This is a genomic window from Acrocarpospora macrocephala (assembly GCF_009687865.1).
GTDB lineage: Bacteria > Actinomycetota > Actinomycetes > Streptosporangiales > Streptosporangiaceae > Acrocarpospora > Acrocarpospora macrocephala.
Genome location: NZ_BLAE01000044.1, coordinates 25,413 through 49,137, shown reverse-complemented (window position 1 = coordinate 49,137; position 23,725 = coordinate 25,413). Strand labels below are relative to the sequence as shown.

The window sequence follows — 23,725 nt, the reverse complement described above, 5'->3', positions numbered from 1 at the left end:
CCGCGAGCCGAACCCCCACCGCAAACGGGTCCGGTCAAACGGTGGGCTCAGTCCGGTGCCGAGCACGGTGGCAGCCCGGTCTGGGCGGGCCCTGCGTGCGGTGATTACCGTCGGTGGTCTCCTGATGTGGACAGTGTCACCCACAGAGCCGCTTCCACCAGGGGGCCCGCTGCTCCGAGCAGCATGGCGAGCGGTAGTGCTGCTGGGAGTGCGATGCCGAGAATTGGCTGGTTCTGGCGGAACATGGCTATTCCCATCAGTGCTGCTCCGGCTAGCCATAGGGCTAGGCCCGGTAGGAACAGCATGGATAGTTGTGGGGGCGGTTGGTTGGTTAGGAGCAGGGTCATGCTGACGGGGATGGCGATCAGGGCGTGGGCCAGCGCGTACAGCGCGGTGCCGATGTTTCCGGGGAGGCCCCATTTCGGATTTAGTCGGCGGATCGTGAGCACGCCTGGGATGGCGCTGGCCAGATAGAGCATGTATGCCGCCTCGATCAGGTAGTCGCCCGCGCTGGCGAACGGCACCACCTGTGTGTGAACCAGCTGGGCGACGCCCAGCACTGCCGAGGCGGTGGCCACCAGCGGCGGCCATGGCCCCAAGCCAGAGAGCCTGGACAATCCAGAGAGCCTGGACAACCGAGAGAGCTTGAACAACCGAGAGAGCTTGAACAACCGAGAGAGCTTGAACAACCTAGCGAGCCTGGACATTTCGCCCTCCTTAACGAGGATCGATTTTCTGTCCAGCGTCGAACTGGTGCTTTCCTGATCACCAGGGAAAAGCATCCCGGTAGTTACGGATTGTCTGGGAGGCCAAGACCGGCGGATCGGGCGGACTCGATGGCGTGGGCGCGGTCGTGGGCGCCGATTCTGGGGAGGATCGCGGAGATCGTGTTGGCTACGGTCTTGGGGCTCAGGTGGAGTTTCTGGGCGATCGCCTGGTTGCCCAGGCCCCTCGCCAGGAGGTCGAGGACTTCGCGTTCCCGGTGGGTGAGCTGCGGGAACGGGGGAGCGGCCGTCCTGGGGGGAGCGTGCAGGAGGGCGATCAACGACTCGGCCGTGCCGGGGCCGAAGACGGCCTGGCCTCGCGCGGCGGCGCGGACGGCGGCGATGACGTCGTCCTGGCCGGAGTCCTTGAGGAGGTAGCCGCGGGCTCCGGCGCGTACGGCGGCCAGCAGGGACAGGTCGTCGTCGGACATGGTGAGCATGATCACCGTCGGCGGGGATGGTTCCCTGGTCAGGCGGCGGGTGGCCTCAATGCCGTCCATGACCGGCATGGCGATGTCCATCAGGACCACATCCACCGGCTGCTCTCGAACCGCGCGCAGGGCCTGGACACCGTCTCCGGCGACAGCAACGACCTCGATTCCCTCGACAGTGGACATCAGGGCGCGCAGGCCATCCCTGACGACTGGGTGATCGTCGGCGACCAGGAGGCGGATCATCGGGGGTTCCAGGCATGCAGATCGTCCTGGCTGAGCGGGTAATTGTCAGCGACCAGGAGCTGGATCACTGGGTTCCGGGTGTTTAAGCCGTCTTGGACGACCGAGTGATCGTCGGTGATCAGGAGGCGGATCATCGGGGGATCCAGGTGTGCGGGCCGTGCTGGATGAGCGGGTGATTGTCAGTGGCCAGGAGCCGGATCAATGGGTTCCACTGGATGAGCGGGTGATCGTCGGTGGTCGGGAGGTGGGTCATTGGGGGATCCAGGCGCGTACGGTCGTTCCGGATGGGGCCGACTGGATGGTGAGGGTGCCGTCGAGTTCTTCGATGCGTTCGCGCATGGAGGTGAGGCCGGTGCCTGGGTGGGTGTGGGGTGGAAGGCCGGAGCCGTTGTCGGTCACCGTGATTTCGAATCCCTTTTGGGCTGGGTGTAGATGGATTGTGCAGTGGGTGGGGGTGGCGTGGCGTACCGCGTTGGTGAGGGCTTCGCGGGCGACGAGGTAGAGGGCCACTTCGGCGGCGGCGGTGAGGGTCGACGTGTCGGTGATCGTGACGTCGATGGGGAGGCCGCCCGCGCGGAGTTCGGCGACGGATTGTTCGATCGCCCTGGCCAGGCCGAGTTGGGCGAGTTCGGGGGGACGAAGGCCGCGGACCACGCCGCGTACGCTGGTGCCGGCCTCGTGGACCTGGGTGCGGATCTGGGTGAGCAGGCCGCGTGCCTGGTCCGGATTGGCCGCGAGCGCGTTTCCGGCCGCGTCGACGGTGAAGCCGATTCCGGCCAGGACGGGGCCGAGCCCGTCGTGCAGGTCTCTGCTGATGCGCCGGCGCTCCTCCTCCCTGGCGGTGACCAGCAGCAGCCGGGAGCGTTGCAGCGCGGCCGCGCGGTGGGCGGCGGCGAGCGCGGCGCCCGCCTGCAGGGCGAGCTGGTCGAGGGCCCGCCGGTCGCCCGACGATTCCCGCGAGACTAGGACGGCGCCGAGCTCCTCGCCCTGGAACCGGAGCGGAACCGTCAGCGTGACGGGCGCGGGACGACCCCTTTCGACGATCTTCAAGGGCTCGTCGTGGCCGCCGAGCTCGATTCGCGCGTACGGAGTCCTGACGGCTTCCACCACGGCGTCCCCGACGGCGGCCAGGATTCCGGCCGGGTCCGAGGTGTCGGCGAGGCGGCGGGCCAGGCGGGCGTGGACTTCCTGGGGGTCGGAACGCCCGCCGTACAGGATGCGCCCGGCGGCGCGGCCGAGCCAGTGGTGCAGGGGTTCGACGGCCACGGCCACAGCGACGGTGGCGGGGATGGTGGTGCCGGTTAGCCGTACGACCAGGAGGTAGAGCAGGACGAGTGCGCCGGCGAGTAGGGCCAAGGTCAGGAAGCGGCGGAGGGGGAGGCTGGTGTCGTACAGGTCGTGGCGGAGCATCGCGACGGCGACGCAGATCGGTAGGGCGAGGATGAAGGGGACGCCGGCTCCGGGCAGGGGGACGAGGGCGGGGAGGAACGCGCCCAGCACGGCCAGTACCGCGCCGACGCAGATCCACAGCAGTTGCAGGCGGAGGGGGCCACGGGCGCGAGCCGTTCGCACCACCAGGCCGACCGCGGAGACGGCCGCGATCGCCGCCAGGGTGCCGACGATCGGCAGCGTGAACAGCTGGAGCGGGCGCAGCGCCTCGATCGCGATGGGGCTGCGTCCGTCATCGGCCGGGATCAGCGCGGCGGTGACCGTGAACAGCACGATCGCGATGATCGCGACCGCCGCCACCGGCCGCCAGCGAGGGCCGGGCAGTTTCCCGTCGGGTACCAGTAACAGCAGCAGCGTGCATCCGGCCAGCAGCGGCGGCGCCCAGGTCAGTGCGGCGAGCCCGACCGCCCAGTCGGCCGCGGGCCAGTCCGCGCGTGAGCCATACGCACCGGCGGCGTAGGTGACCGCGCTGAGTCCGGCCAGCAGGCAGAGAGGTCCGACCGCGCCGCCTTTGCGATGGCTGACCAGGTATGCCCCCAGCGGCGTGAATCCCAGCGCCAGCGCCGCGTCGACCGGATCACCCGGTCGGATCACACTGCCCACGGCTACCAATGCGCAGGACAGCCCAAAAACACCCCAGGCCAGAGCCGATCGTACGCTCACGGGACTCATTTCCCCATAATCCCGTTCCCGCTGTCACGGGACGATATGCCCGGCATCCCGGGAACGCGTATGCCTGTTCCGCATGTTTGCCGGTCACGATCTCGCCTCTATTGCGATACTCGGGCAAATTCCATGTCATTTGCGAGGGGCGATGTCGGTCGGGGTGGCACGTTCCAGGGGAAAACGACGGCGGCCACGATCGCGGGTCGTCGAGATCAGCATCGGGGTGGCCTGCCTGATCCTCGGCGGTGCGGCCATCGGCACCCACCTGCTGCGATCCGACCCGCCCCCCGCCCCGGCGGCCGCCTCCGCCACTCCGACGGCCACGGGCGAGCTTCCCGTGGTCAACACCGACAAAGGCGACGAAAAGAAGGCCTCCGGCAAGTCCGAATACACGAGCGACTCCGCCGTGGCCTACTTCAACAACCGCTGGGCCGACAAAACGAACGGCCGGGTGACCGACATCCGAGCCACCGGCCGCTACCTGCGGATATACACCGACCTGCCGGAGAGCGCCAACAACTCCAAGACCGCCCTCCGGCTCTGCGAACGCGGCCTGCTCTACCTCGCCTCGATCGGCGAGCGTAACCCCGTCGTCTTCGTCCAGGCCCAGTTCGGCGAGAACGGCAACCCCGTCCTCGCCAACATCCTCGGCCCGGACGACACCGACTGCCGCGTCACCCACCCCGAACCTGAGGCTTGAACGCTCAACGCAATGAGCAGGTCGTCGGCTTGCTCGCCGTTATCCGGCGCCGTTCACGCAGGTGGTGGTTCTCGCCGCACCGGCGCCCAAGAGCGGCCGCGTGATGGGCACAGGGCATCTCACCAGATCTCCCGAACCGGGCTTAGGCGCTTGCGCAACACACGACTGCTCAGCGCATTCGACCTGGGGCTTAGGCGGGCTTGAGGGTCAGGCTTACTGAATTGATGCAGTATCGGTCGTCGGTGGGGGTGGGGTAGCCCTCGCCGTGGAAGACGTGGCCCAGGTGGGAGTCGCAGGTCGCGCAGCGGACCTCGACGCGGGTCATGCCCAGGGTGCGGTCCTCGATCAGGGTGACGGCGTCTGATTCGGTCGGCTCGAAGAAGGACGGCCAGCCGCAGTGCGACTCGAACTTGGTCTCCGAACGGAACAGCTCCGTCCCGCACGCCCGGCAACTGTAGACGCCCACGGTCTTGGTGTCGACATACTCCCCCGTGAAGGGCCGCTCGGTGCCCGCCTGCCGCAGCACCCGGAACTCCTCCGGGGACAGCTGCACACGCCACTCGGCCTCGCTCTTGACCACCTTGTCCATGCTCACCAGCCTTGTTCGTCGGGTTCGCTGGAGTCAACCCGATCCCCCGCCGGAAACTTCCCGGGCGACATTTCCGCACATATCCGGGTGGGGGAGGGCGGCCATCCCGCTGGCCATAAGTGGGTATCGTCCGAGCTATGGCATCGCCGTACATAGAACTCGACGTCGAGGGTCGGACCGTCAAGGTCAGCAACCCGGACAAGGTCTACTTCCCGGGCATCGGCGCGACCAAGCGCGAGCTGGTGGAGTACTACGTGAGCGTCGGTGACGGCGTCCTGCGGGCGGTGCGCGAGCGCCCCACCTACATCAAACGCCACCCCGACGGCATCGAAACCGATGCGATCTACCAGAAACGCATGCCCAAACACCCCGACTGGATCGAAACGGTGAACGTCCGCTTTCCCAGCGGTCGTACGGCTGACGCCTTCTGCCCCACCGAAGTCGCCGGCATCGCATGGTGCGCCAACCTGGGCACGATCGACTTCCACCCATGGCACTCCCGGCGCGGCAACCTCGACCATCCGGACGAACTCCGCATCGACATCGACCCCCAGCCGGGCACCGGCTTCGACCAGGCCAGAAAGGTGGCGTTCACGGCCAAGACCGTCCTCGACGACCTCGGCCTGACCGGTTTCCCGAAGACCTCCGGAAACCGCGGCATCCACATCGCCGTACGGATCGAGCCGCGCTGGACCTTCACCGAAGTCCGGTACGCGGCGATCACCTTCGCCCGCGAGGTCGAACGCCGGGCGCCCGACCTGGCCACCACCGCCTGGTGGAAGGAGGAGCGCGGCGAGAAGGTCTTCATCGACTTCAACCAGAACGCCCAAGATCGTACGGTCGCCAGCGCCTACTCGGTCCGCGCCAGACCAGAAGCGCCGGTCTCCGCCCCCGTGACCTGGGAGGAACTGACCGACTGCGACCCCCGCGACTTCGACATCCGGACGATGCCGGAGCGATTCGCCAAGCTCGGGGACGTGCACCGCACGATCGACGACCAGTCGTTCTCGCTGGAGCAACTGCTCCGGATGTACCAGGAGGACGATCGCGGCGATATGCCGTACCCACCGAACTATCCGAAGATGCCGGGCGAGCCGAAGCGAGTCCAGCCCTCGAAGGCACGACACGACGACTAGGTGCCAAGCGCACGCTTGCTTGGTGCTGAAACGGGTGGAAGTGACAATTCGATACATCCATGGACCGCCATGGGTGGTCAGGGGGCTGGGCTAGCGGCGGAGCGGGCATGGGCAGATGGCGGCGATTGGTCTCGGGGCTCGCGCTGGCGGTGGCGGCCACGGCGACAATCGCGCTCGTCGCGCTCTCCCGGATTCCCCAACCGCCCACCTGGCTGGCGGTGCTGATCGCGGGAGTCGCTTTCTGCGTCGGGCTCGCCGCGGACCCTTTCAAGAAACTCAGCGGCGAATGGATCGAGCAACCGCGCCAGCAACACGCCGCCCTGCTGGCGCATACCCGGATGCACAGCCGCTCGGGCCGGCTCCAGCGAGTCCGTAACTGCGCCAATGCCATGGCGCTTGGCGTGCATCCGGCCGCTCGGGCGGAGACCGCCGACGGCGACGCCGGTCAGCCCCCATATGTCGAACGCGATTTACAGGAACGCCTGAAGGAAGCGGCGGATGAGGGCGGTCTGGTCATCATCGAGGGCGCGTCGACCGCGGGAAAGAGCAGGCTCGCCTACGAGTTCGTTCGAGAATTCTTAGCGGACCGATGGCTGGTCGTGCCCGCGGGACCCACCTCGCTGAGGGACATCGCCCTGGCCGGAGTTCCGATCGGAAACGCGGTGGTCTGGCTCGACGACATCGACCGGCATCTGATCGGCGGCGGCCTCGACGGCAGCGTTCTCGACGCGCTCTGTCCGCAGGACTCGAAAGATGTCCTCATGCTGGCCACGCTGCGGGCGGAGGCACGCAACGAATTGACGGACGTGCAGCTGGAGACGGCCATTTCCCGAGCCGTCGACGACGTCATGCGACGCGCTCGGGTGCTCTATCTGGATCTGAAGCTGACCGAGCAGGAGCGCACCCGGGCGGCGGACCTGAGGAGCGACCTGCGCATCGCCGCCGCCCTCGACCAGTCGGGCGACGCGGGATTCGCCGAATATCTGGCGGCCGGTCCGGCGGCGCTCGAACGCTGGCAGTCCGCACACCACGGGCAGAACGTGGTGGCCGGGGCGATTATCAGCGCCGCGATCGACGTACGGCGTGCGGGGTTACCAGGGCCGATCAGCCGTTCCATGCTGGCGAGCAGCGTTCCCCTCTATCTGGACCACCGGAGCCGTGAACGGCAGAGCGACGACGCGTTCGATCTTGGGATCGAATGGGCGATTCAGCCGGTGAAAGGGGCGAGTTCCTGCCTCGTGCCCGTAGGCACGGAGAATTTCGAGCCATTCGACTATCTGGTCGATCATGTCCAGCGTACCGAGGGCATCGACACGATCCCGGGCGCGCTCTGGTCCGAACTGATTTCGACGGTGGACATCGCGGATCTGACGCCCATCGGCCTGTCCGCTTATCGGGCAGGCCGATCCGACATCAGCGAGGAGGCGTTCCTCCGCATTGCCGAGAGCGGCGAGGAATGGGCCAACGGCATTCTTGGATTCCTCCAGCAGGAGGCCGGACGGGTAGAGGAGGCGGATACCTCGTATCGGCGGGCCGCCGAAAGCGGGCAGACCTCCGCCATGTTCAACCTGGCCAAACTGCACAAGGAACTCGGCGATCAGGAGCAGGCCGAACAGTGGTATCGCCGCGCAGCCGATGACGGGCACAGGAGCGCCGCCTACAATCTGGCGAAATTGCTCAAGGGCCAGGATGAGGCCGAACAGTGGTATCGGCAGGCGGCCGAAGCAGGTCATCCGGGCGCGATGAACAACCTCGGCGTCCTGCTGGTCAACTCCGGTCGGCGGAAAGCAGCCCTGGACTGGTTCCGCTCGGCGGCCGAGGCCGGAAACGTGGACGCCATGTGCAATCTGGGATCCGTCCTTGAGGATCGCGCGAAGAGCGAGGAAGCCGAGGCATGGTATCGGCGCGCGGCCGAGGCCAATCATGGCAGCGCCATGAACAATCTGGGTCTCAGCCTGCACAACAGGGGCCTGACCGAGGAGGCCGAGGAATGGTACCGGCGGGCGACCGAAGCCGGGAATGCGACAGCCGCCTACAACCTCGCCACTCTCCTGACCCAGAACAATCGGGAGACAGAAGCCGAAACCTGGTTCCTCCAGGCGGCCAAAGCCGGTCAGAGCAAGGCCATGTACGCCCTTGGGCTACGCCACGCCGTAGTCGATCGGGACGAGGCCGAACTCTGGTTCGCCAAGGCGGCGAAGGCCGGCCATGGCCAGGCGATGTACGAGCTCGGCGCGCTGCTGATGAAGCGGCGCAGGAACGAAGAGGCCGAGTACTGGTTTCTCCGAGCGGCGGAGGCGGGCCAGGATGAGGCGATGTATCAGCACGCTTTCCAGTTGATGATGACTGACAATCTCGAGGAGGCTGAACGCTGGCTTCGCCGGGCCGCTGAGATGAAACACGACCAGGCGATGTACCTGCTGGCCGCTCTGCTCGAGAAGAGCGGCAGAGACCAGGAGGCCGAGAATTGGTTCCGGCTGGCCGATCCCTCTGGCCGTGCCGTAACCCAATACCGCCTACGCGGGATGCTCAGCAATCTGCATGAGGCCGTCCCGGAGCGCATGGACCGTTCCTTATACGAGACGGGCAACAGCGATGGGATATTCGTATTGGATCAGTTCCTGGACGCGAGGGGACCTGAGGAGGCGAACACGCCTCAAGATGAGTCCTGAGCCGATCATGGAAGGGGAAGAGGGGGCGTGGCCGTAGCAGGGGGCGCCGGTTTCGGCGGCATCTGGACGGTGTTGGTCCCGGTCGGCGAGGGCGAAGGGCTCGGGCTCCGATAGCGGAACTTGTAGGTCAGGTCAGGGCCCACGGGCGGGCTGGACGCGCGAGAGGCCAGCCCCCAGTTGTCGATGATGGAATTGTCGGTGAAGACGCACAGCGGGATCGGGCGGGTCGACTGGTTGTCGGTGGGGACCCAGCCCTTCGGATCGGTCTTGCCGCCCATGGCCAGGCAGTAGGCGGCGGCGGGGTTGATGGCGCCGTCGAGGTCGGGCGCGGGTGGGCTGTTGACGTAGGCGACGGCGGCCAGCGTGGCGTGCGGGGCCGCCAGCGTGGTGGTGCTGATGAGGATCTTGGTGCCGTCGGGATTGCGGAAGACGCACATGGGTTGTTCGATGGTGGGCGCTTCGGGGTTCTTCGGCACGTAGGACTGCACTGTCCCGCCCTGGGCCTGGCACCAGTCCTCGGGGGTGGACGGTCCGCCCGCGGCCGCGAGGGCCAGGGCGGGCGCCGCGTGGGTACATCCGGCCAGGAGGACGATGCTCGGCAATAGGGTATGAAACCCCACGTACCTCATGAGCTCCCCCGATGCTCCACGATACGGCCTACCAAAACAGACTATCGACCGGGAAATTCACGGGGTGCAGAAGGGGGCTCATCAGTGGACAATGGGGATACATGCGCGACGTCTGGCCTGGAGAGCCGTACCCACTCGGCGCCACCTGGGATGGGGTGGGCACGGGATTTTCGGTGTTCTCCGAAATCGCCGACCGGGTGGAGTTGTGCCTCTACGACGACGATCTCACCGAGACACGGGTGGATCTGCCGGAGATGGATGGCTTCGTCTGGCACGGCTACCTGCCCGGGGTCATGCCCGGCCAGCGGTACGGCTATCGCGTGCACGGCCCCTACGATCCGCGGCGCGGGCATCGGTGCAACCCGGCGAAGCTGCTGCTCGATCCGTACGCGAAGGCGATCGAGGGCGAGGTGCGCTGGAACGAGTCGCTCTTTTCCTACTATCTCGCCGATCCAGGGCGGCTGAACAGCGACGATTCGGCGCCGTACATGCCGAAGAACATCGTGGTGAACCCGTTCTTCGACTGGGGGCACGATCGGCCGCCGCGCACGCCGTACCACGAGACGGTGATCTACGAAGCGCATGTGAAGGGTCTCACCATGCGGCATCCCCAGGTGCCCGAGCGGGAGCGGGGGACCTACGCGGGGCTCGCGCATCCGGCGGTGATCGAGCATCTGCTGTCGATCGGGGTGACGGCCGTCGAGCTGATGCCGGTGCACCAGTTCGTCCCGGAGCACTTCCTGGTGGCGCGCGGGCTGACCAACTATTGGGGCTACAACACGATGGCCTTTCTGGCCCCGCACAACGGGTATTCGAGCGCGGGGCAGCGCGGCGAGCAGGTGCTGGAGTTCAAGAGCATGGTGCGCGCCCTGCACGAAGCGGGCATCGAGGTCATCCTCGACGTGGTCTACAACCACACGGCCGAGGGCGACCATATGGGGCCCACGATCGGGTTCCGCGGGATCGACAACGCGGCGTACTACCGGCTGCTGGACGCGGACAAGCGGTATCACCTGGATTACACCGGATGCGGGAACTCGCTCAACGTACGCTCGCCGCACGCGCTTCAGCTGATCATGGACTCGCTGCGGTACTGGGTCCTGGAGATGCACGTGGACGGTTTCCGGTTCGACCTGGCCGCCGCGCTGGCCAGGGAACTGCATGACGTGGACCGGCTGTCGGCGTTCTTCGACCTGATCCAGCAGGACCCGGTGATCTCCCAGGTGAAGCTGATCGCCGAACCGTGGGATGTCGGGCCCGGCGGGTATCAGGTCGGAAATTTCCCCCCGCTCTGGACCGAATGGAACGGGAAATATCGGGACACGGTCCGGGACTACTGGCGGGGCGCCTCGGCCACCATGCCGGAGTTCGCCTCCCGCCTCACCGGCTCCAGCGACCTGTACGCCACCGGCGGCCGCCGCCCGATCGCCTCGATCAACTTCGTCACCGCGCACGACGGCTTCACGCTCAACGACCTCGTGTCGTACGACCGGAAGCACAACGAGGCGAACACCGAGCAGAACCGGGACGGATCCGACGACAACCGGTCCTGGAACTGCGGGGCCGAAGGCCCGGTCGAGGACCCGGAGATCGTGCGGCTGCGCCGCCGGCAGCGGCGTAACTTCCTGGCCACCCTGTTCGTCTCCCAGGGCGTGCCGATGCTCACGGCGGGGGACGAGTTCGGCCGCACCCAGCACGGCAACAACAACGCCTACTGCCAGGACAACGAGCTCTCCTGGGTGGACTGGTCGCTGGCCAGGACCGAAAGCGACCTGCTGGAATTCGTCCGGGCCCTCGCCGCCTTCCGCCGCGACCACCCGGTCTTCCGCCGCCGCCGGTTCTTCTCCGGCCGCAAGGACTCCGAGGGCATGCGGGACATCGTCTGGCTCACCCCCGCGGGCCGGGAGATGGACCACGGCGACTGGCACGCCGGATACGCCAAATCCATCGGCGTCTTCGTCAACGGCGACGCGATCACCGAACCCGGGCCGCGCGGCGAGAAGATCGCCGACCAGTCCTTCCTGCTGCTGATCAACGCCCACCACGAATCGGTGACGTTCACCCTGCCGGGCGCGGAGTACGGCGTCAGCTGGCAGGCCACGATCGACACGGCCGAGGAGCGGGTCAGCGACGACCCGTTCTCCGGCCAGGCGTGGACCTACGGCTCCGAGGTCCACGTCGCCGGCCGATCCCTGCGGATCCTGCGCTCGGTCTAGCGCGTGATCTGCGTGGCCGTCAGCAGGACCAGGACGAACGCCGACACTCCGGCCACACCGTGCAGCAGCACGGCCAGCCGCTGGAACCGCCGTTCCGAACCCCGGGCGTGCCGCCCCTCTCCTCCCAGCCATCGGGTGAACATGGTGAAACCGAGCAGCGCGACCACGGTGAGCACGAAGAAGGCGACCCACGCGTACCAGTGCTGCCCGGTGATCAGGAATGCGCCCCACAGGCCGAGCCCGGTGACCGCCAGCAGCGGATGGCTGAAGATCAGCGTGGTCGGGAAGCGGGTGACCTTGGTGGCCTGCCGGCGGAAGCCGCCGCCGCCGAGCCAGATGAACAGTAAGTAGATTCCGACGATCGCGGCCAAGAGCCACGCCGCCAAAGCGACAAGCGGCACGAATGCCCCCTCCGACAAGTCTCCCCACCCATCGGTAACATCTGCCTCGATCCAACACCGATCTTGACATTCGGGCATCAGGAGAGATTAAACCGTTACTCGGGGGGTGGCCGGGCTCCCAGACTGTCAGTGCGCTGTGCCACTGTAGAAACGTGCGTCAGATACATCCTCACGTGACGGAGGAGCCGGATCTCGTCGCCGCGTACGGCTATCCGCGAGCCGCGTGGCTGCGCCTCAACATGGTGTCCAGCGCCGACGGCGGAGCCTGGCTGAAGGGCGTCTCCGGCGGGCTGTCCGGCGCGGGGGACAAGCGGATCTTCGGGTTGCTGCGTGGCCTGGCCGACGTGATCCTGGCGGGCGCGGCGACCGTGCGGGTGGAGGGCTACGGGCCGGTCGAGCCGCGCGAATCCTGGCGCGCGCTCCGCGTCGGCCGCTCGGCCGCGCCGCCGATCGCGGTCGTCACCCGCAGGCTCGACCTCGATCTCGGCGGCCCGCTGTTCGCCGACACCGAGCCGTCCGCGCGCACGATCGTGTTCACCACCGAGGCCGCGCCCAAGGACCGGCGGCGCGAGGCGGCCCGCTCCGCCGAGGTCGTGGTGGCCGGGGACGAGCGGGTGGACCTGGTTCGGGCGACGAGGGAATTACGCGCTCGCGGGCTCGGCCGGATCCTGTGCGAGGGCGGGCCCCGGCTGAACGCCCAGCTGTCCGCGGCCGGTCTGGTGGACGAACTGTGCCTGACCGTCAGTCCGCTGCTGATCGGCGGCGACGCGGCCCGGATCTCCAACGGCATCGCCACCCAGCACGCGCTGGGCTTGGCGCACGTGCTGGAGGAGGACGGCTTCCTCTTCTGCCGCTACGTCCGGGAGGGCGCATCATGACGGAAATTTCGGATTTGACGCTGCCGGTGCTGCCGCCGGTCTCGCCGATGCTCGCCAAAGCGGTCAAAGGCATGCCGCCGCAGAACGGCTCGCTCTTCTACGAGCCCAAATGGGATGGCTTCCGGTGCATCGTGTTCCGCGACGGCGACCAGGTCTTCCTGGGCAGCCGCAACGAGCGCCCGTTCACCCGCTACTTCCCCGAACTGGTCGAAGCCATCAAGCGCGAGCTGCCCGACCGCTGCGTGGTGGACGGCGAGATCGTCATCATGCGCGGGCAGATCCTCGACTTCGACTCCCTCCAGCAGCGCATCCACCCCGCCGCCTCCCGGGTGAAACTGCTCGCCGAGAACACCCCCGCGTCCTTCATCGCCTTCGACCTGCTCGCCGTGGGCGAGGAGAACCTGATGGCCCACCCGTTCGCCGAGCGCCGCGCCCGCCTGGAAGAGGTCACCGCCAAGGCCGGCGATTCGGTACGGCTCACGCCGATCACCACCGTCGAAGAACGCGCCAACGAGTGGTTTGAGATGTTCGAGGGCGCCGGGCTTGACGGGATCATCGTGAAACCGGGGAGCCTGCCGTACGAGCCGGATAAACGGACGATGTTCAAGGTCAAGCACGAGCGCACCGCCGACTGCGTGGTCGCCGGGTATCGGGAGCACAAGAGCGGGCCGATCGTGGGGTCGCTGCTGCTGGGGCTGTATTCCGACGACGGGAAGCTGCACCATGTCGGCGTCTCCGCGTCGTTCCCGATGAAACGGCGGGAGGAGTTGGTGGCCGAGCTGGCGCCCTACCGGATCACGGAGATGTCGGAGCATCCGTGGGGGGAGTGGGCGGCCTGGGCGGTCAACGGCGTCGGTGGCGGCCCGGAGGGGCAGCGGCTGCCGGGCGCGGTGTCGCGGTGGAACGCCAAGAAGGATCTGTCGTTCATTCCGCTGCGGCCCGAGCTGGTGATCGAGGTGGCCTACGACCACATGGAGGGCGAGCGCTTCCGCCACACCGCCCAGTTCCGGCGCTGGCGGACGGACCGTTCGCCGGAGTCGTGCACCTATGACCAGCTGGAGAAGCCGATCGCGTACAACCTGGACGACATTCTCGCCCGGTAGAACCGAAACGGCCCCCGTCACTCGCGACGGGGGCCGAACTGGTCCTAGCTGAGCAATTCGGCGTTAAGGCTGATCGTGGTTCCGGCGAGGGCCTTGCTGACCGGGCAGTTGGCCTTCGCCGTTTCGGCGGCGGCCTGGAAGTCCTCGGCGGTGATGCCGGGGACGTGTGCCCGGACGGAGATGACGATGCCGGTGATGCCCTCACCCGGCTGGAACGTCACGTCCGCCTTGGTCTCGACCGACTGCGGCGGGGTCCCCGCCTGAGCCAGCCCGTGCGACAGCGCCATCGAGAAGCAGGAGGAGTGCGCAGCCGCGATCAGCTCCTCTGGGCTGGTCTTGCCGTTCGCCTCCTGGGAGCGGGAGGCCCACGTCACATCGAAGGTGCCGACCCCCGAGGTGTCGAGCGATACCGTGCCGGAGCCGTCGAGAAGCGCGCCCTTCCACTGGGTCGTCGCGGTACGCGTGGTCGCCATGGTCGATATCCCTTTCAGTTCAGAGACTGTCACCGCCGACCCTAATGCCGAAGGCGTCGGCTATGACGAACCGGCATGCCTCTTGAGGGCCTGGTGTGCCCGATGCTCGGCCCGGACCAGGTCCTCCACGCGGGCCCGCAGGGACAGGAACTCGGCGCTTCGCCGTACCTCCAGGGTGCGGGGTTCGGGGAGGTCGACCGGGATGTCCTGGCTGATCCGGCCGGGGTCGCTGGACAGCACGAGCACCCGCTGGCCGAGGAAGACGGCCTCCTCGACGTCGTGGGTGACCATGACGATCGTGGTGCCGACGTCCTGCCAGATCTGCCGGATGAACAGCTGCATATCTTCTTTCGTCTGGACGTCGAGTGCGCCGAAGGGTTCGTCGAGCAGGAGCACCCTCGGCTGGCAGGCCAGCGCCCTGGCGATCGACACCCGCTGCTGCTGGCCGCCGGACAGCTTGCCCGGCAACGTCCCGGCGAACGCGGTCAGGCCGACCTCGTCCAGCAGCCACCGCACCCGCTCGTCCCGCTCGGCCCGGGGCACGCCCAGCGCCTCCAGGCCGAAGGCGACATTGCGGGCGACGCTCCGCCACGGGTAGAGCGAGGCCGTCTGGAAGGCCATGCCACGATCCGGTCCGGGGCCCAGCACTTCCTGGCCGTCCAGCAGCACCTGCCCGGTCGTCGGGCGCGCCAGGCCGGCGATCAGGCAGAGCAGCGTGGACTTTCCCGACCCGCTGGCGCCGACGACGGTGACCAACTCGCCTGGCTCGATGGCCAGGTCGATGCCCGAAAGCACCGGGATCCCGGCGACGTACTCCCGGCTCACATCGACCAGTTGCAGACCATTGCTCATTGCGCCCACCGTCCGACGCGGGCCCGGACGAGCCGGAGCGTGATGTCGATGGTCAGGCCGATCAGCCCGATCACGATGAGGATGGCGAAAATACGATCGGTCTGCAGGAATCGCTGCGCCCGGGTGATCCGGTAGCCGAGCCCGGACGTCGCCGCGATCAGTTCGGCCACGACCACGAAGTTCCAGGCCGCCGCCGCGTTGACCCGCATCGCGTCCAGAATGCCCGGCAGCGCGTACGGGAAGACGACCCGCGCGGCCACCCGGGCCCGGCCGGCGCCGAGGATGGCCGAGACCTCCAGCAACCGGGCCGGCACCTGGCGGACCACGTCGGCGGTCATCAGCGTGTTGAAGAAGACCACCCCGAGCACGAGCAGGGCGATCTTCGAGGTCTCGCCGATGCCGAGCCAGATGATCAGCAGCGGGATGAACGCCGAGGCGGGCAGGTAGCGCAGGATGCCGATCACCGGCTCCAGCAGCGGCTGCGCCCACCCCAGCGTGCCCATCGCGAACCCGAGCGGCACCGCGATCAGCACGGCCGCGCCGAAGCCCGCGCCGATCCGGCCCAGGCTGGCCAGCAGGTCGGCGGGCAGATCGCCGCTCTCGACCATGGTCAGGCCCGCCGCCCACACGTCGGGCGGGGACGGCAGGAACGTGTCCTCGACCAGGCCGCTCACGCTCAGCGCCCACCAGCCCGCGAGCGGCACCAGAATCGAGGCCGCCCGCAGGATCCACGCGGTCCGGCGCGACACGTCGGTCTTGAGCAGCTTGACCCGCCGTGGCGTCGCCCGTATTTCCGGCGGAGCCGACCGCACGCTCACCATCCCGAACGCCTGACGAAATTTCGGGAAATGTCGGGCGGGCGGATCCCGGTCACGGCTGGACTGCCTGGACGAACTTGGGCTCGAACAGGCCGTCCAGCGGCGGCGCGCTGTCCACCAGCTTGGTCGACACCAGGAAGTCGGAGATCAGCTTGGCCTGAGCGGGCAGGTCGGTCGTGAACGCCTCCCGGTTCTGCTCCAAACTGAAGATCGTCGTCCCCTTGTCGTACGTCTCGTAGTCGGCCACGCTCACCCCGCCCCGCTTGGCCATGATCTCCAGCGCTTTCGGCCGGTTCGCGGCGATCCACTCGATCGTGTCGAACCAGGTCGCGACCAGGCCCTGCACCGCCTTCTCGTCCCGGCCCAGCAGATCCTTCGTCACCACCAGATGATCGGGAATCGCGCCCGGGAAGTCCGCCGAGGTGGCGATCGCCTTGCTGCCCTCCCGCTGCAGCGCGGTCGAGGTGAACGGCGCGAACGCGCCCACCGCGTCCACCTGCCCCGCCACGAACGCGGCCGCCGCGGCGTCGGTCAGCATCGGGGTGAACTGCACATCCGCCTCGGTCAGCCCCGCCTTGCGCAACGCGAGCAGCAGCAGGTAATGATCGACCGTGCCCTGCTCGGCCGCGACCGTCTTCCCCTTGAGGTCGGCCAGCGTCTTGATCTCGGGCGCCGCGATGATCTGGTCGTTGCCGGTGGAGTTGTCGTTCACCAGCACGATGCTCTGCTTGGCGCCGCCCGCGACCGAGGCCAGCGTGTCGTTCAAGGTCTGGCTGTTGGCGTCGATCGTCCCCGTGGCCAGCGCGTTCAGCGAGTCGGTGTAGCTGTCGAAATACTTCAGCTCCACCTGCACGCCGTTCTTCTCGAACAGGCCCTGCTCGGCGGCCACCTGCCAGGGGAACCAGCCCGGCCAGGCGCTGAAGCCCAGGGTGATCTTCTCCGTGGCGGCCGGGGCGGCCGAGGGGGTGGCTTCGGGTTCGCTGGCGCATGCCGTACCGAACAGGGCGAGGGCGGCCAGGGCGGGCAGTAAGCGACGGAACATCACGCCGCTCCCTTCTTCTTGGGGAGGTGGCCCGCGCGGACCAAGCACCCGAGGGTGTCGCAAATCACGCGGGTGGCGATAAGAGAGGTGATATCGGCGTTGTCGTACGGCGGGGAGCACTCCACCACCTCGATCCCGGCCAGCGGCCGGGCGTCCGCGATGAGCTGGATGAACTTCAGCACCTCACGCGGCAGGAACCCGCCCGGCTCGGGCCAGCCGGTGCCCGGCACGAACGCGGCGTCCAGGCAGTCCACGTCGAACGACAGCCACACCGCCTCCGCGCCGTCCCAGGCGACCTCCAGCGCGCGCTCGGCCGCCCGATCGATCCCCATTTCCACGCAGTCGGTCACCGTCATGATCGTGGTCCCGCGCTCGCGACCGACCTTCACTCCCGGCCGGGGCGCCTGCCAGCCGCCGATCCCGATCTGTACGAGGTTCTTGGCGGGGACATTCGGGATATCGGTGGCGTGGAACCAGGGCGTGGTGTGCATGCGCTCGTCCAGGTCGGTTTCCTGGGTGTCCACATGCCGATCGAAATGGATGATTCCGATATTTCCGGAATGGTGTTCGGCGATGCCGCGCACGGTGGGGTAGCCGATCGAGTGGTCGCCCCCGAGAATGACGGGAAACGCGCCCGAGCCGTACACATGCGAGACGCCCTTCGAGATCTGGTCGAAGGTCTTCTCGATGTTCGCGGGGATGGTGAAAATATCCCCCAAATCACACATCGTAATGGATTCCCGCAGGTCAACCCCCAGCTCGAAGCTGTACGGCCCGTACAACGCGGATATCTTCCGAATCCCCTGCGGTCCGAAACGAGTCCCCGACCGATAGGTGGTGCCCCCATCGAAGGGCGCCCCCAGAATGGCTACATCGAACTCGCCGCATTTCCTGACATCTTCGACATATGGTGCTTTGAGGAAGGTGTTGATGCCCGCGAAATGCGGCAACTCTCCCCGGGAGAACGTCGGGATGCTGCGATCCACAATGGAATCCGCCCCCGGCAGGCCGTATTCGAGCCCGCGCGCGATCTCCCGCTCGTGCATCGTCGTGGGCAGCATCGCCTCACGCTCGACCGCGTTCCGCGCCTCGGGTCCGTAGTTGTGGTGAAGGTGTCCCACGGGCACTCCTCATCGGGAAAGCCTCATACACAGAGGCAGCCGGAATGACTGTCTCCCGGGCTTTTCTCCCGCCGTGGAACGGCCGCCGCTCAGGCGCCCGCCTGCACCTCTCGGACCAGCCCCCAGCCCACCGGCCAGAACGGAACCCTAGGTGCGCCCCACCCATCGGAGTGAGTCCCCTTCATGACAGCGCCGCCCTGTTTCACCCGTGTTTCCCCCGAGTAGCGGTCAGATGACTCCCGTCAGCATCGGTGCGTCCGGCGATGCAAGTGCTGTGCAAGCACGTGTTGGTCATATGGGACCGGACGCTCTACCGTCCTCAATGTTCCACAGCGAGGAGCCCCAATGACCCCCCTCATCGTCCTCGTCGCACTTGTCGTCCTCGTCGCCGTCCTGTTCATCGGGGTGTACAACGGCTTGGTCCGCAAGCGCAACGCCGTGGACAACGCCTGGGCGCAGGTTGACGTCCAGCTCAAACGGCGACACGACCTCGTGCCCAACCTGGTGGAGACCGTCAAGGGGTACGCCGCGCACGAGCGGGGCGCGCTGGAGGCGGTGGTCGCGGCCCGAGGCCGCGCCGTCGGCGCGAGCACCCCGCGGGAGCACGCGGCGGCGGAGGACCTGTTGACCGGCGCCCTCAAGAACCTGTTCGCGCTGGCCGAGGCGTACCCGGACCTCAAGGCCAGCCAGAACTTCAGCGAACTCGCCGAGGAACTGTCGGTGACCGAGAACCGGATCGCTTACTCGCGGCAGTACTACAACGACGCCGTCCTGGCGTACAACAACGCGGTCGAGACCATCCCGGCCAACATCGTCGCGGCGGCGGCCGGGTTCAGGCGGCGCGAGTACTTCCGGGCTCCCGACGAGGAGCGCGGCCCAGTGCGGGTCCGGTTCTGACATGGCTCTGTGGCTTGCCGCGGCCGTCGCCACCGGCCTGTGGCTCCTGCTCCTGCTCGCGCTGGCCTACACCACCCGCAACCCCGATGTCGCCGCGGGACCGGCCACCGCCGAACTGGCCGATGAGCCTCCAGCGGTCGTCGACCTCATCACCGGAGGCTGGCGGCTGTGCGACGAGGCCTCCGCCGCCACCCTGCTCGACCTCGCCGCCAGGGGCGTGGTCGGGATCGAGGACGTCGGCCCCGAACTCTCCCTGGTACGGCTCCGCCGTGATCCCGGCAACCTGCGGCCGTACGAGAAGCTCGTCTACGATCACGTGCGCGGCCTGGCGGTCGACGGCGTGGTGGCGACGGGGGCCCTCGCCGAGGGAGCGCGGGACCTGGGCCGCTGGTGGCGGAGCTTCCGGCGGAAGGTGATCGCCGACGCCCGGTCGCGCGGCCTGTCGCAGGCTCGCTGGAGCCGGGCGCACGCCGTGCTGCTCACCGCAGCGGCCGGGGTGCCCGCGGCGGCGGCCGGTATCGCGACCGCTGTCTCCGACCCTGAGGGCGACGCGGGTATCGGTGCGGCCGTCGTGCTGTTCTTCCTGCTCGTCACCCTGATGGGCCGGTTGAACGGCGAGCGCGGCACGGCGCTGGGCGCGCAGCGCGCCAGATACTGGCTGGGAGTCCGCGAGCACTTGTCCGGCGGCCGGTTCGCCGAGCAGCCCGCCGCCTCGGTCACGATCTGGGGGCGCCATCTGGCGTTCGCGGCGGTGCTCGGCCTGGCCCCGCGCGCCGTGGCCGGGCTGCCGGTCAGCACTCCGGCCGACGATCGCCGCGCCTGGTCTGATTACGGCGGTCTGTGGCATGTGGTGCACGTGCGCTACCCGTCGCGGCTCCTTTGGGGGCGTCCGGTGGGTCCCACGATCCTTCGTGGGCTGGCCGCAGGCGCGTTCACCGGGTTCTGGACGTGGATCGCGCTGCTGATCGCCTCGGCGTTCGACGCCTGGCCCACTGGACTGGTGCTGCCCGGCGCGTGGACGGCCGGCCTTGCCGTGGCCGCGCTTCCCCTTGCCTCCGCCGCAATCGACCTGGCCACCGGGGAGAGGGTCGAGGGCCAGGTGGTACGGCTTCGCCGGGTCCAGACCTCCTCGGGGGAGGACAATGCCAAGTACATCCACTGGTGCGCGATCGACGAGGGCCGTGACCAGAGGGTCAAGGCGTTTGGGATCGGGGAGCAGGACTGGGGGCGGCTCGGCGAGGGCGACCAGGTCCGCGTCCGGGTCGGCCGCAGGCTTGGCTGGATTCACGAGGTCGAGGCCCGCATCCCGTCCCGCCTGCGGAGCACCGGCTACGACGACACCGGCGAGCACACCGCGCAGTTCCCGAAGAGCCTGGGGGAGGTTCCCCTCTTCAACCAGGCGAACACGCGTGATCGATGGACCGGGAACAGCGGCGGCGACCCCTGGCGCGGACCTGCCCACCCAAGCTGATCGCTAGCGGGTGTGACCTCCGCGAGGCCTAGCTCTCAGGTGACCCGGCTCGGCACTTGGTAGATTGAATCTACATAGACTGAATCTACGAAGGTTGGCATGGAGTTCATTGGCAGGAAGACAGAGCTGTCGCTGCTCGGCAAGAGGCTTCAGCGGGTGGAGGCTTCGGGTGCGGGCGTCGCCGTGGCGGTGCGGGGGCGACGTCAGGTCGGGAAATCCCGGCTGGTGCAGGAGTTCTGTGATCGGGCGGGGGTTCCATACGTCTTCTCGACCGCGACGAAGGGAGCCTCGCCCGTCGAAGCGGTCGCGTCGTTCTTGGCGGATTTGAGGGAGTCATCCCTACCGACGGATCCGGCGCTGGTGCCCGCGCTTGGCGGAGGAAGCTGGCCTGACGTGTTTCGTGCGCTGGCCTCGGTGTTGCCGCCGACGCCGTGTGTGATCGTGCTGGATGAGCTGCCCTGGCTTTCCGAGCAGGACAGTCTCTTCGATGGGGCCTTGCAGACGGCTTGGGACCGGCTGTTCTCGTCGAGGCCGGTGCTGCTTCTCCTGCTTGGCAGTGATCTGCACATGATGGAGCGGTTGACCGCCTATGACCGGCCCTTCTACGGGCGTGCCGACAACCTGGTCCTGGGGGCGTTGAACCCGGCCGACACCGGCGACGCGCTGGGGCTCGCGGCACCGGACGCCATCGACGCGGTTCTGGTCTCCGGTGGATTGCCCGGCATCGTGCGAACCTGGCCGCATGGCATGCCCGCGATGGATTTCCTGAAGCAGGAGGCCGCCGACCCCGCCGCCGCCGTGTTCAGCGTGCCTGAGGCGGCTTTGATGGCGGAGTTCCCCAATCCGAACGCCTCCCGGCGAGTCATGGAGGCGATCGGGGCCGGTGACCGTACGCACGCCAACATCGCCGCCACCGCGGGCAGTCGCGAGGGCGCGCTGCCTTCGGGCACGTTGTCGCCCCTGCTACGACAGCTGGCCGTGGAGAAGCAGATCCTGGCCCTCGATGAACCGTTGTCGACCCGCCCGAGCAAGCCCGCGCTCTATCGGGTGGCTGACAGCAATCTCCGCCTCTACCTGGGCATACTGCGGATGACGCACGAACAGGCCCGCCGTGGACGTTACGAGGCGGCATTCCGGGTGGTCGAACGGCGCTGGACGGCGTGGCGCGGCCGTGCGGTCGAGCCGTTGATCAGGGAATCGCTGGAATTCGCCGGGCTGGCAGGGGACCTGCCGTGGCCAGAGGTGGCGGCCGTCGGCGGCTGGTGGAATCGCCAGTTCGACCCCGAGATCGACCTCGTCGGCACCGACAGCGCACCGGTCGCGGGCCGGATCTTCTTCGCCGGCTCGATCAAGTGGCTGAACACCCCTTTCGACGGTCATGACCTCGACATACTGCGCCGCGCCGCCACCCAGATCCCGGGGTACGACCCACTGGCCACCGGCCTGGTCGTCTCCTCGCTGAACGGCCTCAACCAGGACGTCGACCACCGATCTGTCGATGTCCTATGGCGACCGCAGGATGTCATCGAAGCCTGGCGAACCTGAGACCCTGGGGCCGGTGGTCGATTTGTAGGTGTCACGGACTCGGCCGATGGTTGCCGACACGGGATATTGGGTCATCGCCGCCGGGTCATGCTACTCAGTCGACGACGTGATCATGACCTCGCTCGGCGATCTCCATGAGTCGGCCGCGAACCCTGCCCGGGGGGAGGAGGAACACGGCGAGCCTGGTCTTCGGCCGGTTCAGGGACTCCAGCGCGCGTTGGCCAGGTCGTACAGCTGCTTCGTGTATCCGTCGAAGTAGGGGCCGGTCCAGGTGTCGTAGCGGTTGTTGCCGTCGGTGTCGCGGACTCGGCTGATGACGGAGTTGAGGTTTCCGACGCGGGACATCGGGTCGTCGCCGCCGGTGTTGTAGCTCCACAGGAACGGTGATCCGTCGGCGCCGGGGGTGAACGAGCAGATCTGGTCGTTGATGGGGGGTCCCCATCCGACGTGCGCGTCCGCGCCCTGGTACGGAGCCAGCTGCCCGATGGTCCCGTAACACCACTTCATCGTCCACCCGCTGTACGGCTTGTCGCCGTCCAGATGCCCATGATGCGGGTACCCGAACACGTACCCCGTCTTGTCGATCCCCTGATTCCAGGCCAGCCCGTTCCCACCCACGAAGTCGCCGATCCGGGCCCCGGAAGGCTGGCCGGTCTGGCTGTCCAGCTTGGACACGTTCACGAACCCGTAGTCGGAGTCGGGATCCCCGAACACGGCCCAGTCCTCGAACACCCAGCCGATGTACGGCGACCAACTCCCGTACGGCCATTTGAGCAGGCCGTCGTTGTAGCCGGGGATGAATGCCCAGTGTTCGTACACCTGGCCGGTGGCGGGGTCGACGATGCAGTGGCCCGCGGTGGCGACAACGTTCTTGAACTGGCTGGTGAGCACGGTGCCCGAGCAGTAGACCCACTCGTCGGTGGCTTCCTTGTAGATGAAGATCTTGCCGACGTTGATGGGGAATTCAATGTCGTCGAGCGCGGCGAGGGATTTCCCGGCGGGGGTTGCCGCAGCTGCCGCCGGCACGACTCCGGCCGGTCCTGTCGGGCCGCGCTTGGCTGACTTCGGCGCGTTCTTTTTCACGACTTCGAGGGGCTTGGCGTCGCGGGCGGCGGCGGGTGTGAGCTTCCGGTTGGTTTCGAGGGCGTTCTCCTGGAACTGGGTGAGGCCACCCGGTTGGGTCACCGCCATGATCCGGTGGGCCGAAGCGGGTGCCGGGATGGCGGTCAACAGGGCGGCGACAGCCGTACCCACGATGAGGGTGATCGTGAGTCTTGGTGCTGAGGTGGCCATCGGTCTCCTTCGACGCCCTGTCGGGAATGTGTCGCGTGTCCGGAATTGAGCGATCGAATCGAGATCATCGCTCGCGGTGCTGGCAGCAGTCAAGCGGTGACTTGACTGCGATCTTGTTTGGTGATCGTTTGAAATATCTGACAAATTCTGACATTCGAAGCCTCTACCTGCAGAAATATGTACGGATATCGACCAATTAATGATCATGGAGGAAGAAGTTTACTAAGTGTTCTTCTTTGCTGGCTCTTGACTAGTTAGTACAGCGCTGATGTACAACTGCCGGGCGGGGCCGTTGAAGATCCCGTAACGGGGTGGTGGGAGCGCTCAGGCGTG

At 67.5% G+C, this 23,725-nt stretch carries 22 protein-coding genes and 1 riboswitch; of the genes, 9 read left to right on the top strand and 13 right to left on the bottom strand.

Annotated elements, in window-relative coordinates:
• Positions 1–104 precede the first annotated feature (104 nt).
• The 4 genes from Amac_RS33910 to Amac_RS33900 form a co-directional block, all read right to left on the bottom strand.
• Positions 105–599 (bottom strand): hypothetical protein, encoded by a 495-nt coding sequence (locus Amac_RS33910; RefSeq protein ID WP_155358508.1) that lies wholly within the window; start codon positions 597–599, stop codon positions 105–107.
• 191 nt (positions 600–790) lie between these two features.
• The gene (locus Amac_RS33905; protein ID WP_155358507.1) at positions 791–1,441 is read right to left on the bottom strand and encodes a response regulator transcription factor; all 651 of its coding nucleotides are present in this window, start codon (positions 1,439–1,441) and stop codon (positions 791–793) included.
• Positions 1,442–1,571: 130 nt separating this feature from the next.
• Positions 1,572–1,694 carry a hypothetical protein gene (locus Amac_RS57470; protein ID WP_281356374.1) on the bottom strand — a complete coding sequence of 41 codons (123 nt, stop codon included), beginning with the start codon at positions 1,692–1,694 and terminating at the stop codon, positions 1,572–1,574.
• Complete coding sequence (locus Amac_RS33900; protein WP_155358506.1) at positions 1,691–3,553, bottom strand: sensor histidine kinase; 1,863 nt, start codon at positions 3,551–3,553, stop codon at positions 1,691–1,693. The genes Amac_RS57470 and Amac_RS33900 overlap by 4 nt, the downstream gene beginning before the upstream one ends.
• Before the next feature lie 163 nt (positions 3,554–3,716).
• Between Amac_RS33900 and Amac_RS33895 the strand changes: the two genes are divergently transcribed.
• Positions 3,717–4,256, top strand: coding sequence for a hypothetical protein (locus Amac_RS33895; protein ID WP_155358505.1), 540 nt, complete (start codon positions 3,717–3,719; stop codon positions 4,254–4,256).
• Between the two features lie 190 nt (positions 4,257–4,446).
• Here Amac_RS33895 and msrB read toward each other — a convergent pair whose 3' ends face one another.
• Positions 4,447–4,845: a peptide-methionine (R)-S-oxide reductase MsrB gene (msrB, locus tag Amac_RS33890; protein WP_155358504.1), complete on the bottom strand. Its 399-nt coding sequence runs from the start codon at positions 4,843–4,845 to the stop codon at positions 4,447–4,449.
• 137 nt (positions 4,846–4,982) lie between these two features.
• Between msrB and ligD the strand changes: the two genes are divergently transcribed.
• Together ligD and Amac_RS33880 are read left to right on the top strand one after the other, a co-directional pair.
• Positions 4,983–5,981, top strand: coding sequence for a non-homologous end-joining DNA ligase (ligD, locus tag Amac_RS33885; RefSeq protein ID WP_174900254.1), 999 nt, complete (start codon positions 4,983–4,985; stop codon positions 5,979–5,981).
• 149 nt (positions 5,982–6,130) lie between these two features.
• On the top strand, positions 6,131–8,653 hold the full coding sequence (locus Amac_RS33880) for a tetratricopeptide repeat protein (protein ID WP_170322799.1): 2,523 nt from the start codon (positions 6,131–6,133) through the stop codon (positions 8,651–8,653).
• A gap of 5 nt (positions 8,654–8,658) precedes the next feature.
• Here the strand turns inward: Amac_RS33880 and Amac_RS33875 are convergent, their stop codons facing one another.
• Positions 8,659–9,255 carry a DUF333 domain-containing protein gene (locus Amac_RS33875; protein ID WP_170322798.1) on the bottom strand — a complete coding sequence of 199 codons (597 nt, stop codon included), beginning with the start codon at positions 9,253–9,255 and terminating at the stop codon, positions 8,659–8,661.
• Positions 9,256–9,383: 128 nt separating this feature from the next.
• Here Amac_RS33875 and glgX point away from each other — a divergent pair, with 128 nt between their 5' ends.
• Complete coding sequence (gene glgX / locus Amac_RS33870) at positions 9,384–11,498, top strand: glycogen debranching protein GlgX (RefSeq protein WP_155358501.1); 2,115 nt, start codon at positions 9,384–9,386, stop codon at positions 11,496–11,498.
• Here glgX and Amac_RS33865 read toward each other — a convergent pair.
• The gene (locus Amac_RS33865; RefSeq protein ID WP_155358500.1) at positions 11,495–11,899 is read right to left on the bottom strand and encodes a hypothetical protein; all 405 of its coding nucleotides are present in this window, start codon (positions 11,897–11,899) and stop codon (positions 11,495–11,497) included. The two genes, glgX and Amac_RS33865, sit on opposite strands and share 4 nt — an antisense overlap.
• Before the next feature lie 173 nt (positions 11,900–12,072).
• On the opposite strand from Amac_RS33865, the gene Amac_RS33860 reads away from it, so the two are divergent.
• Both Amac_RS33860 and Amac_RS33855 read left to right on the top strand, forming a co-directional pair.
• Entirely contained in the window at positions 12,073–12,777 is a 705-nt protein-coding gene (locus Amac_RS33860) for a pyrimidine reductase family protein (protein ID WP_246268889.1), read from the top strand.
• Positions 12,774–13,880: an ATP-dependent DNA ligase gene (locus Amac_RS33855; protein ID WP_246268888.1), complete on the top strand. Its 1,107-nt coding sequence runs from the start codon at positions 12,774–12,776 to the stop codon at positions 13,878–13,880. The genes Amac_RS33860 and Amac_RS33855 overlap by 4 nt, the downstream gene beginning before the upstream one ends.
• Positions 13,881–13,924: 44 nt before the next feature.
• Here the strand turns inward: Amac_RS33855 and Amac_RS33850 are convergent, their stop codons facing one another.
• Genes Amac_RS33850 through Amac_RS33830 form a run of 5 tightly spaced genes read right to left on the bottom strand, consistent with a single transcriptional unit; the run spans position 13,925 to position 18,186 of the window.
• Entirely contained in the window at positions 13,925–14,353 is a 429-nt protein-coding gene (locus tag Amac_RS33850; protein WP_155349790.1) for an OsmC family peroxiredoxin, read from the bottom strand.
• Between the two features lie 60 nt (positions 14,354–14,413).
• The gene (locus Amac_RS33845; protein ID WP_155358498.1) at positions 14,414–15,205 is read right to left on the bottom strand and encodes an ABC transporter ATP-binding protein; all 792 of its coding nucleotides are present in this window, start codon (positions 15,203–15,205) and stop codon (positions 14,414–14,416) included.
• Positions 15,202–16,026 (bottom strand): ABC transporter permease, encoded by an 825-nt coding sequence (locus tag Amac_RS33840; protein WP_155358497.1) that lies wholly within the window; start codon positions 16,024–16,026, stop codon positions 15,202–15,204. Before Amac_RS33840 ends, Amac_RS33845 begins: the two co-directional genes overlap by 4 nt.
• A 49-nt stretch (positions 16,027–16,075) precedes the next feature.
• A complete protein-coding gene (locus tag Amac_RS33835; RefSeq protein ID WP_155358496.1) occupies positions 16,076–17,065 on the bottom strand; it encodes an ABC transporter substrate-binding protein in 990 nt (329 codons plus the stop codon).
• Positions 17,065–18,186, bottom strand: a complete 1,122-nt coding sequence (locus tag Amac_RS33830) for an agmatinase family protein (protein ID WP_218041451.1) — start codon at positions 18,184–18,186, stop codon at positions 17,065–17,067. The genes Amac_RS33835 and Amac_RS33830 overlap by 1 nt, the downstream gene beginning before the upstream one ends.
• A gap of 50 nt (positions 18,187–18,236) precedes the next feature.
• Positions 18,237–18,348, bottom strand: a riboswitch (guanidine-I (ykkC/yxkD leader).
• A gap of 183 nt (positions 18,349–18,531) precedes the next feature.
• Between Amac_RS33830 and Amac_RS33825 the strand changes: the two genes are divergently transcribed.
• From Amac_RS33825 to Amac_RS33815, 3 genes are all read left to right on the top strand, one after another.
• Positions 18,532–19,083 carry a LemA family protein gene (locus tag Amac_RS33825; RefSeq protein ID WP_155358495.1) on the top strand — a complete coding sequence of 184 codons (552 nt, stop codon included), beginning with the start codon at positions 18,532–18,534 and terminating at the stop codon, positions 19,081–19,083.
• 1 nt (position 19,084) lies between these two features.
• The gene (locus Amac_RS33820) at positions 19,085–20,554 is read left to right on the top strand and encodes a DUF2207 family protein (RefSeq protein WP_155358494.1); all 1,470 of its coding nucleotides are present in this window, start codon (positions 19,085–19,087) and stop codon (positions 20,552–20,554) included.
• A 99-nt stretch (positions 20,555–20,653) separates the two neighbouring features.
• On the top strand, positions 20,654–22,099 hold the full coding sequence (locus Amac_RS33815) for an ATP-binding protein (protein ID WP_155358493.1): 1,446 nt from the start codon (positions 20,654–20,656) through the stop codon (positions 22,097–22,099).
• Between the two features lie 198 nt (positions 22,100–22,297).
• On the opposite strand, the gene Amac_RS33810 is transcribed toward Amac_RS33815, so the two are convergent.
• On the bottom strand, positions 22,298–23,392 hold the full coding sequence (locus tag Amac_RS33810) for a trypsin-like serine peptidase (protein ID WP_155358492.1): 1,095 nt from the start codon (positions 23,390–23,392) through the stop codon (positions 22,298–22,300).
• Positions 23,393–23,725 lie beyond the last annotated feature (333 nt).

Bases quoted from the DNA above. Each gene is read 5' to 3' on its own strand.
- ligD (WP_174900254.1), top strand. From the start codon at position 4,983: ATGGCATCGCCGTACATAGAACTCGACGTCGAGGGTCGGACCGTCAAG.
- Amac_RS33820 (WP_155358494.1), top strand. From the start codon at position 19,085: ATGGCTCTGTGGCTTGCCGCGGCCGTCGCCACCGGCCTGTGGCTCCTG.
- Amac_RS33905 (WP_155358507.1), bottom strand. From the start codon at position 1,441: ATGATCCGCCTCCTGGTCGCCGACGATCACCCAGTCGTCAGGGATGGC.
- Amac_RS33855 (WP_246268888.1), top strand. From the start codon at position 12,774: ATGACGGAAATTTCGGATTTGACGCTGCCGGTGCTGCCGCCGGTCTCG.
- Amac_RS33835 (WP_155358496.1), bottom strand. From the start codon at position 17,065: ATGTTCCGTCGCTTACTGCCCGCCCTGGCCGCCCTCGCCCTGTTCGGT.
- Amac_RS33825 (WP_155358495.1), top strand. From the start codon at position 18,532: ATGACCCCCCTCATCGTCCTCGTCGCACTTGTCGTCCTCGTCGCCGTC.
- Amac_RS33845 (WP_155358498.1), bottom strand. From the start codon at position 15,205: ATGAGCAATGGTCTGCAACTGGTCGATGTGAGCCGGGAGTACGTCGCC.
- Amac_RS33810 (WP_155358492.1), bottom strand. From the start codon at position 23,392: ATGGCCACCTCAGCACCAAGACTCACGATCACCCTCATCGTGGGTACG.
- Amac_RS33850 (WP_155349790.1), bottom strand. From the start codon at position 14,353: ATGGCGACCACGCGTACCGCGACGACCCAGTGGAAGGGCGCGCTTCTC.
- Amac_RS33815 (WP_155358493.1), top strand. From the start codon at position 20,654: ATGGAGTTCATTGGCAGGAAGACAGAGCTGTCGCTGCTCGGCAAGAGG.
- glgX (WP_155358501.1), top strand. From the start codon at position 9,384: ATGCGCGACGTCTGGCCTGGAGAGCCGTACCCACTCGGCGCCACCTGG.
- msrB (WP_155358504.1), bottom strand. From the start codon at position 4,845: ATGGACAAGGTGGTCAAGAGCGAGGCCGAGTGGCGTGTGCAGCTGTCC.
- Amac_RS33840 (WP_155358497.1), bottom strand. From the start codon at position 16,026: ATGGTGAGCGTGCGGTCGGCTCCGCCGGAAATACGGGCGACGCCACGG.
- Amac_RS57470 (WP_281356374.1), bottom strand. From the start codon at position 1,694: ATGACCCACCTCCCGACCACCGACGATCACCCGCTCATCCAGTGGAAC.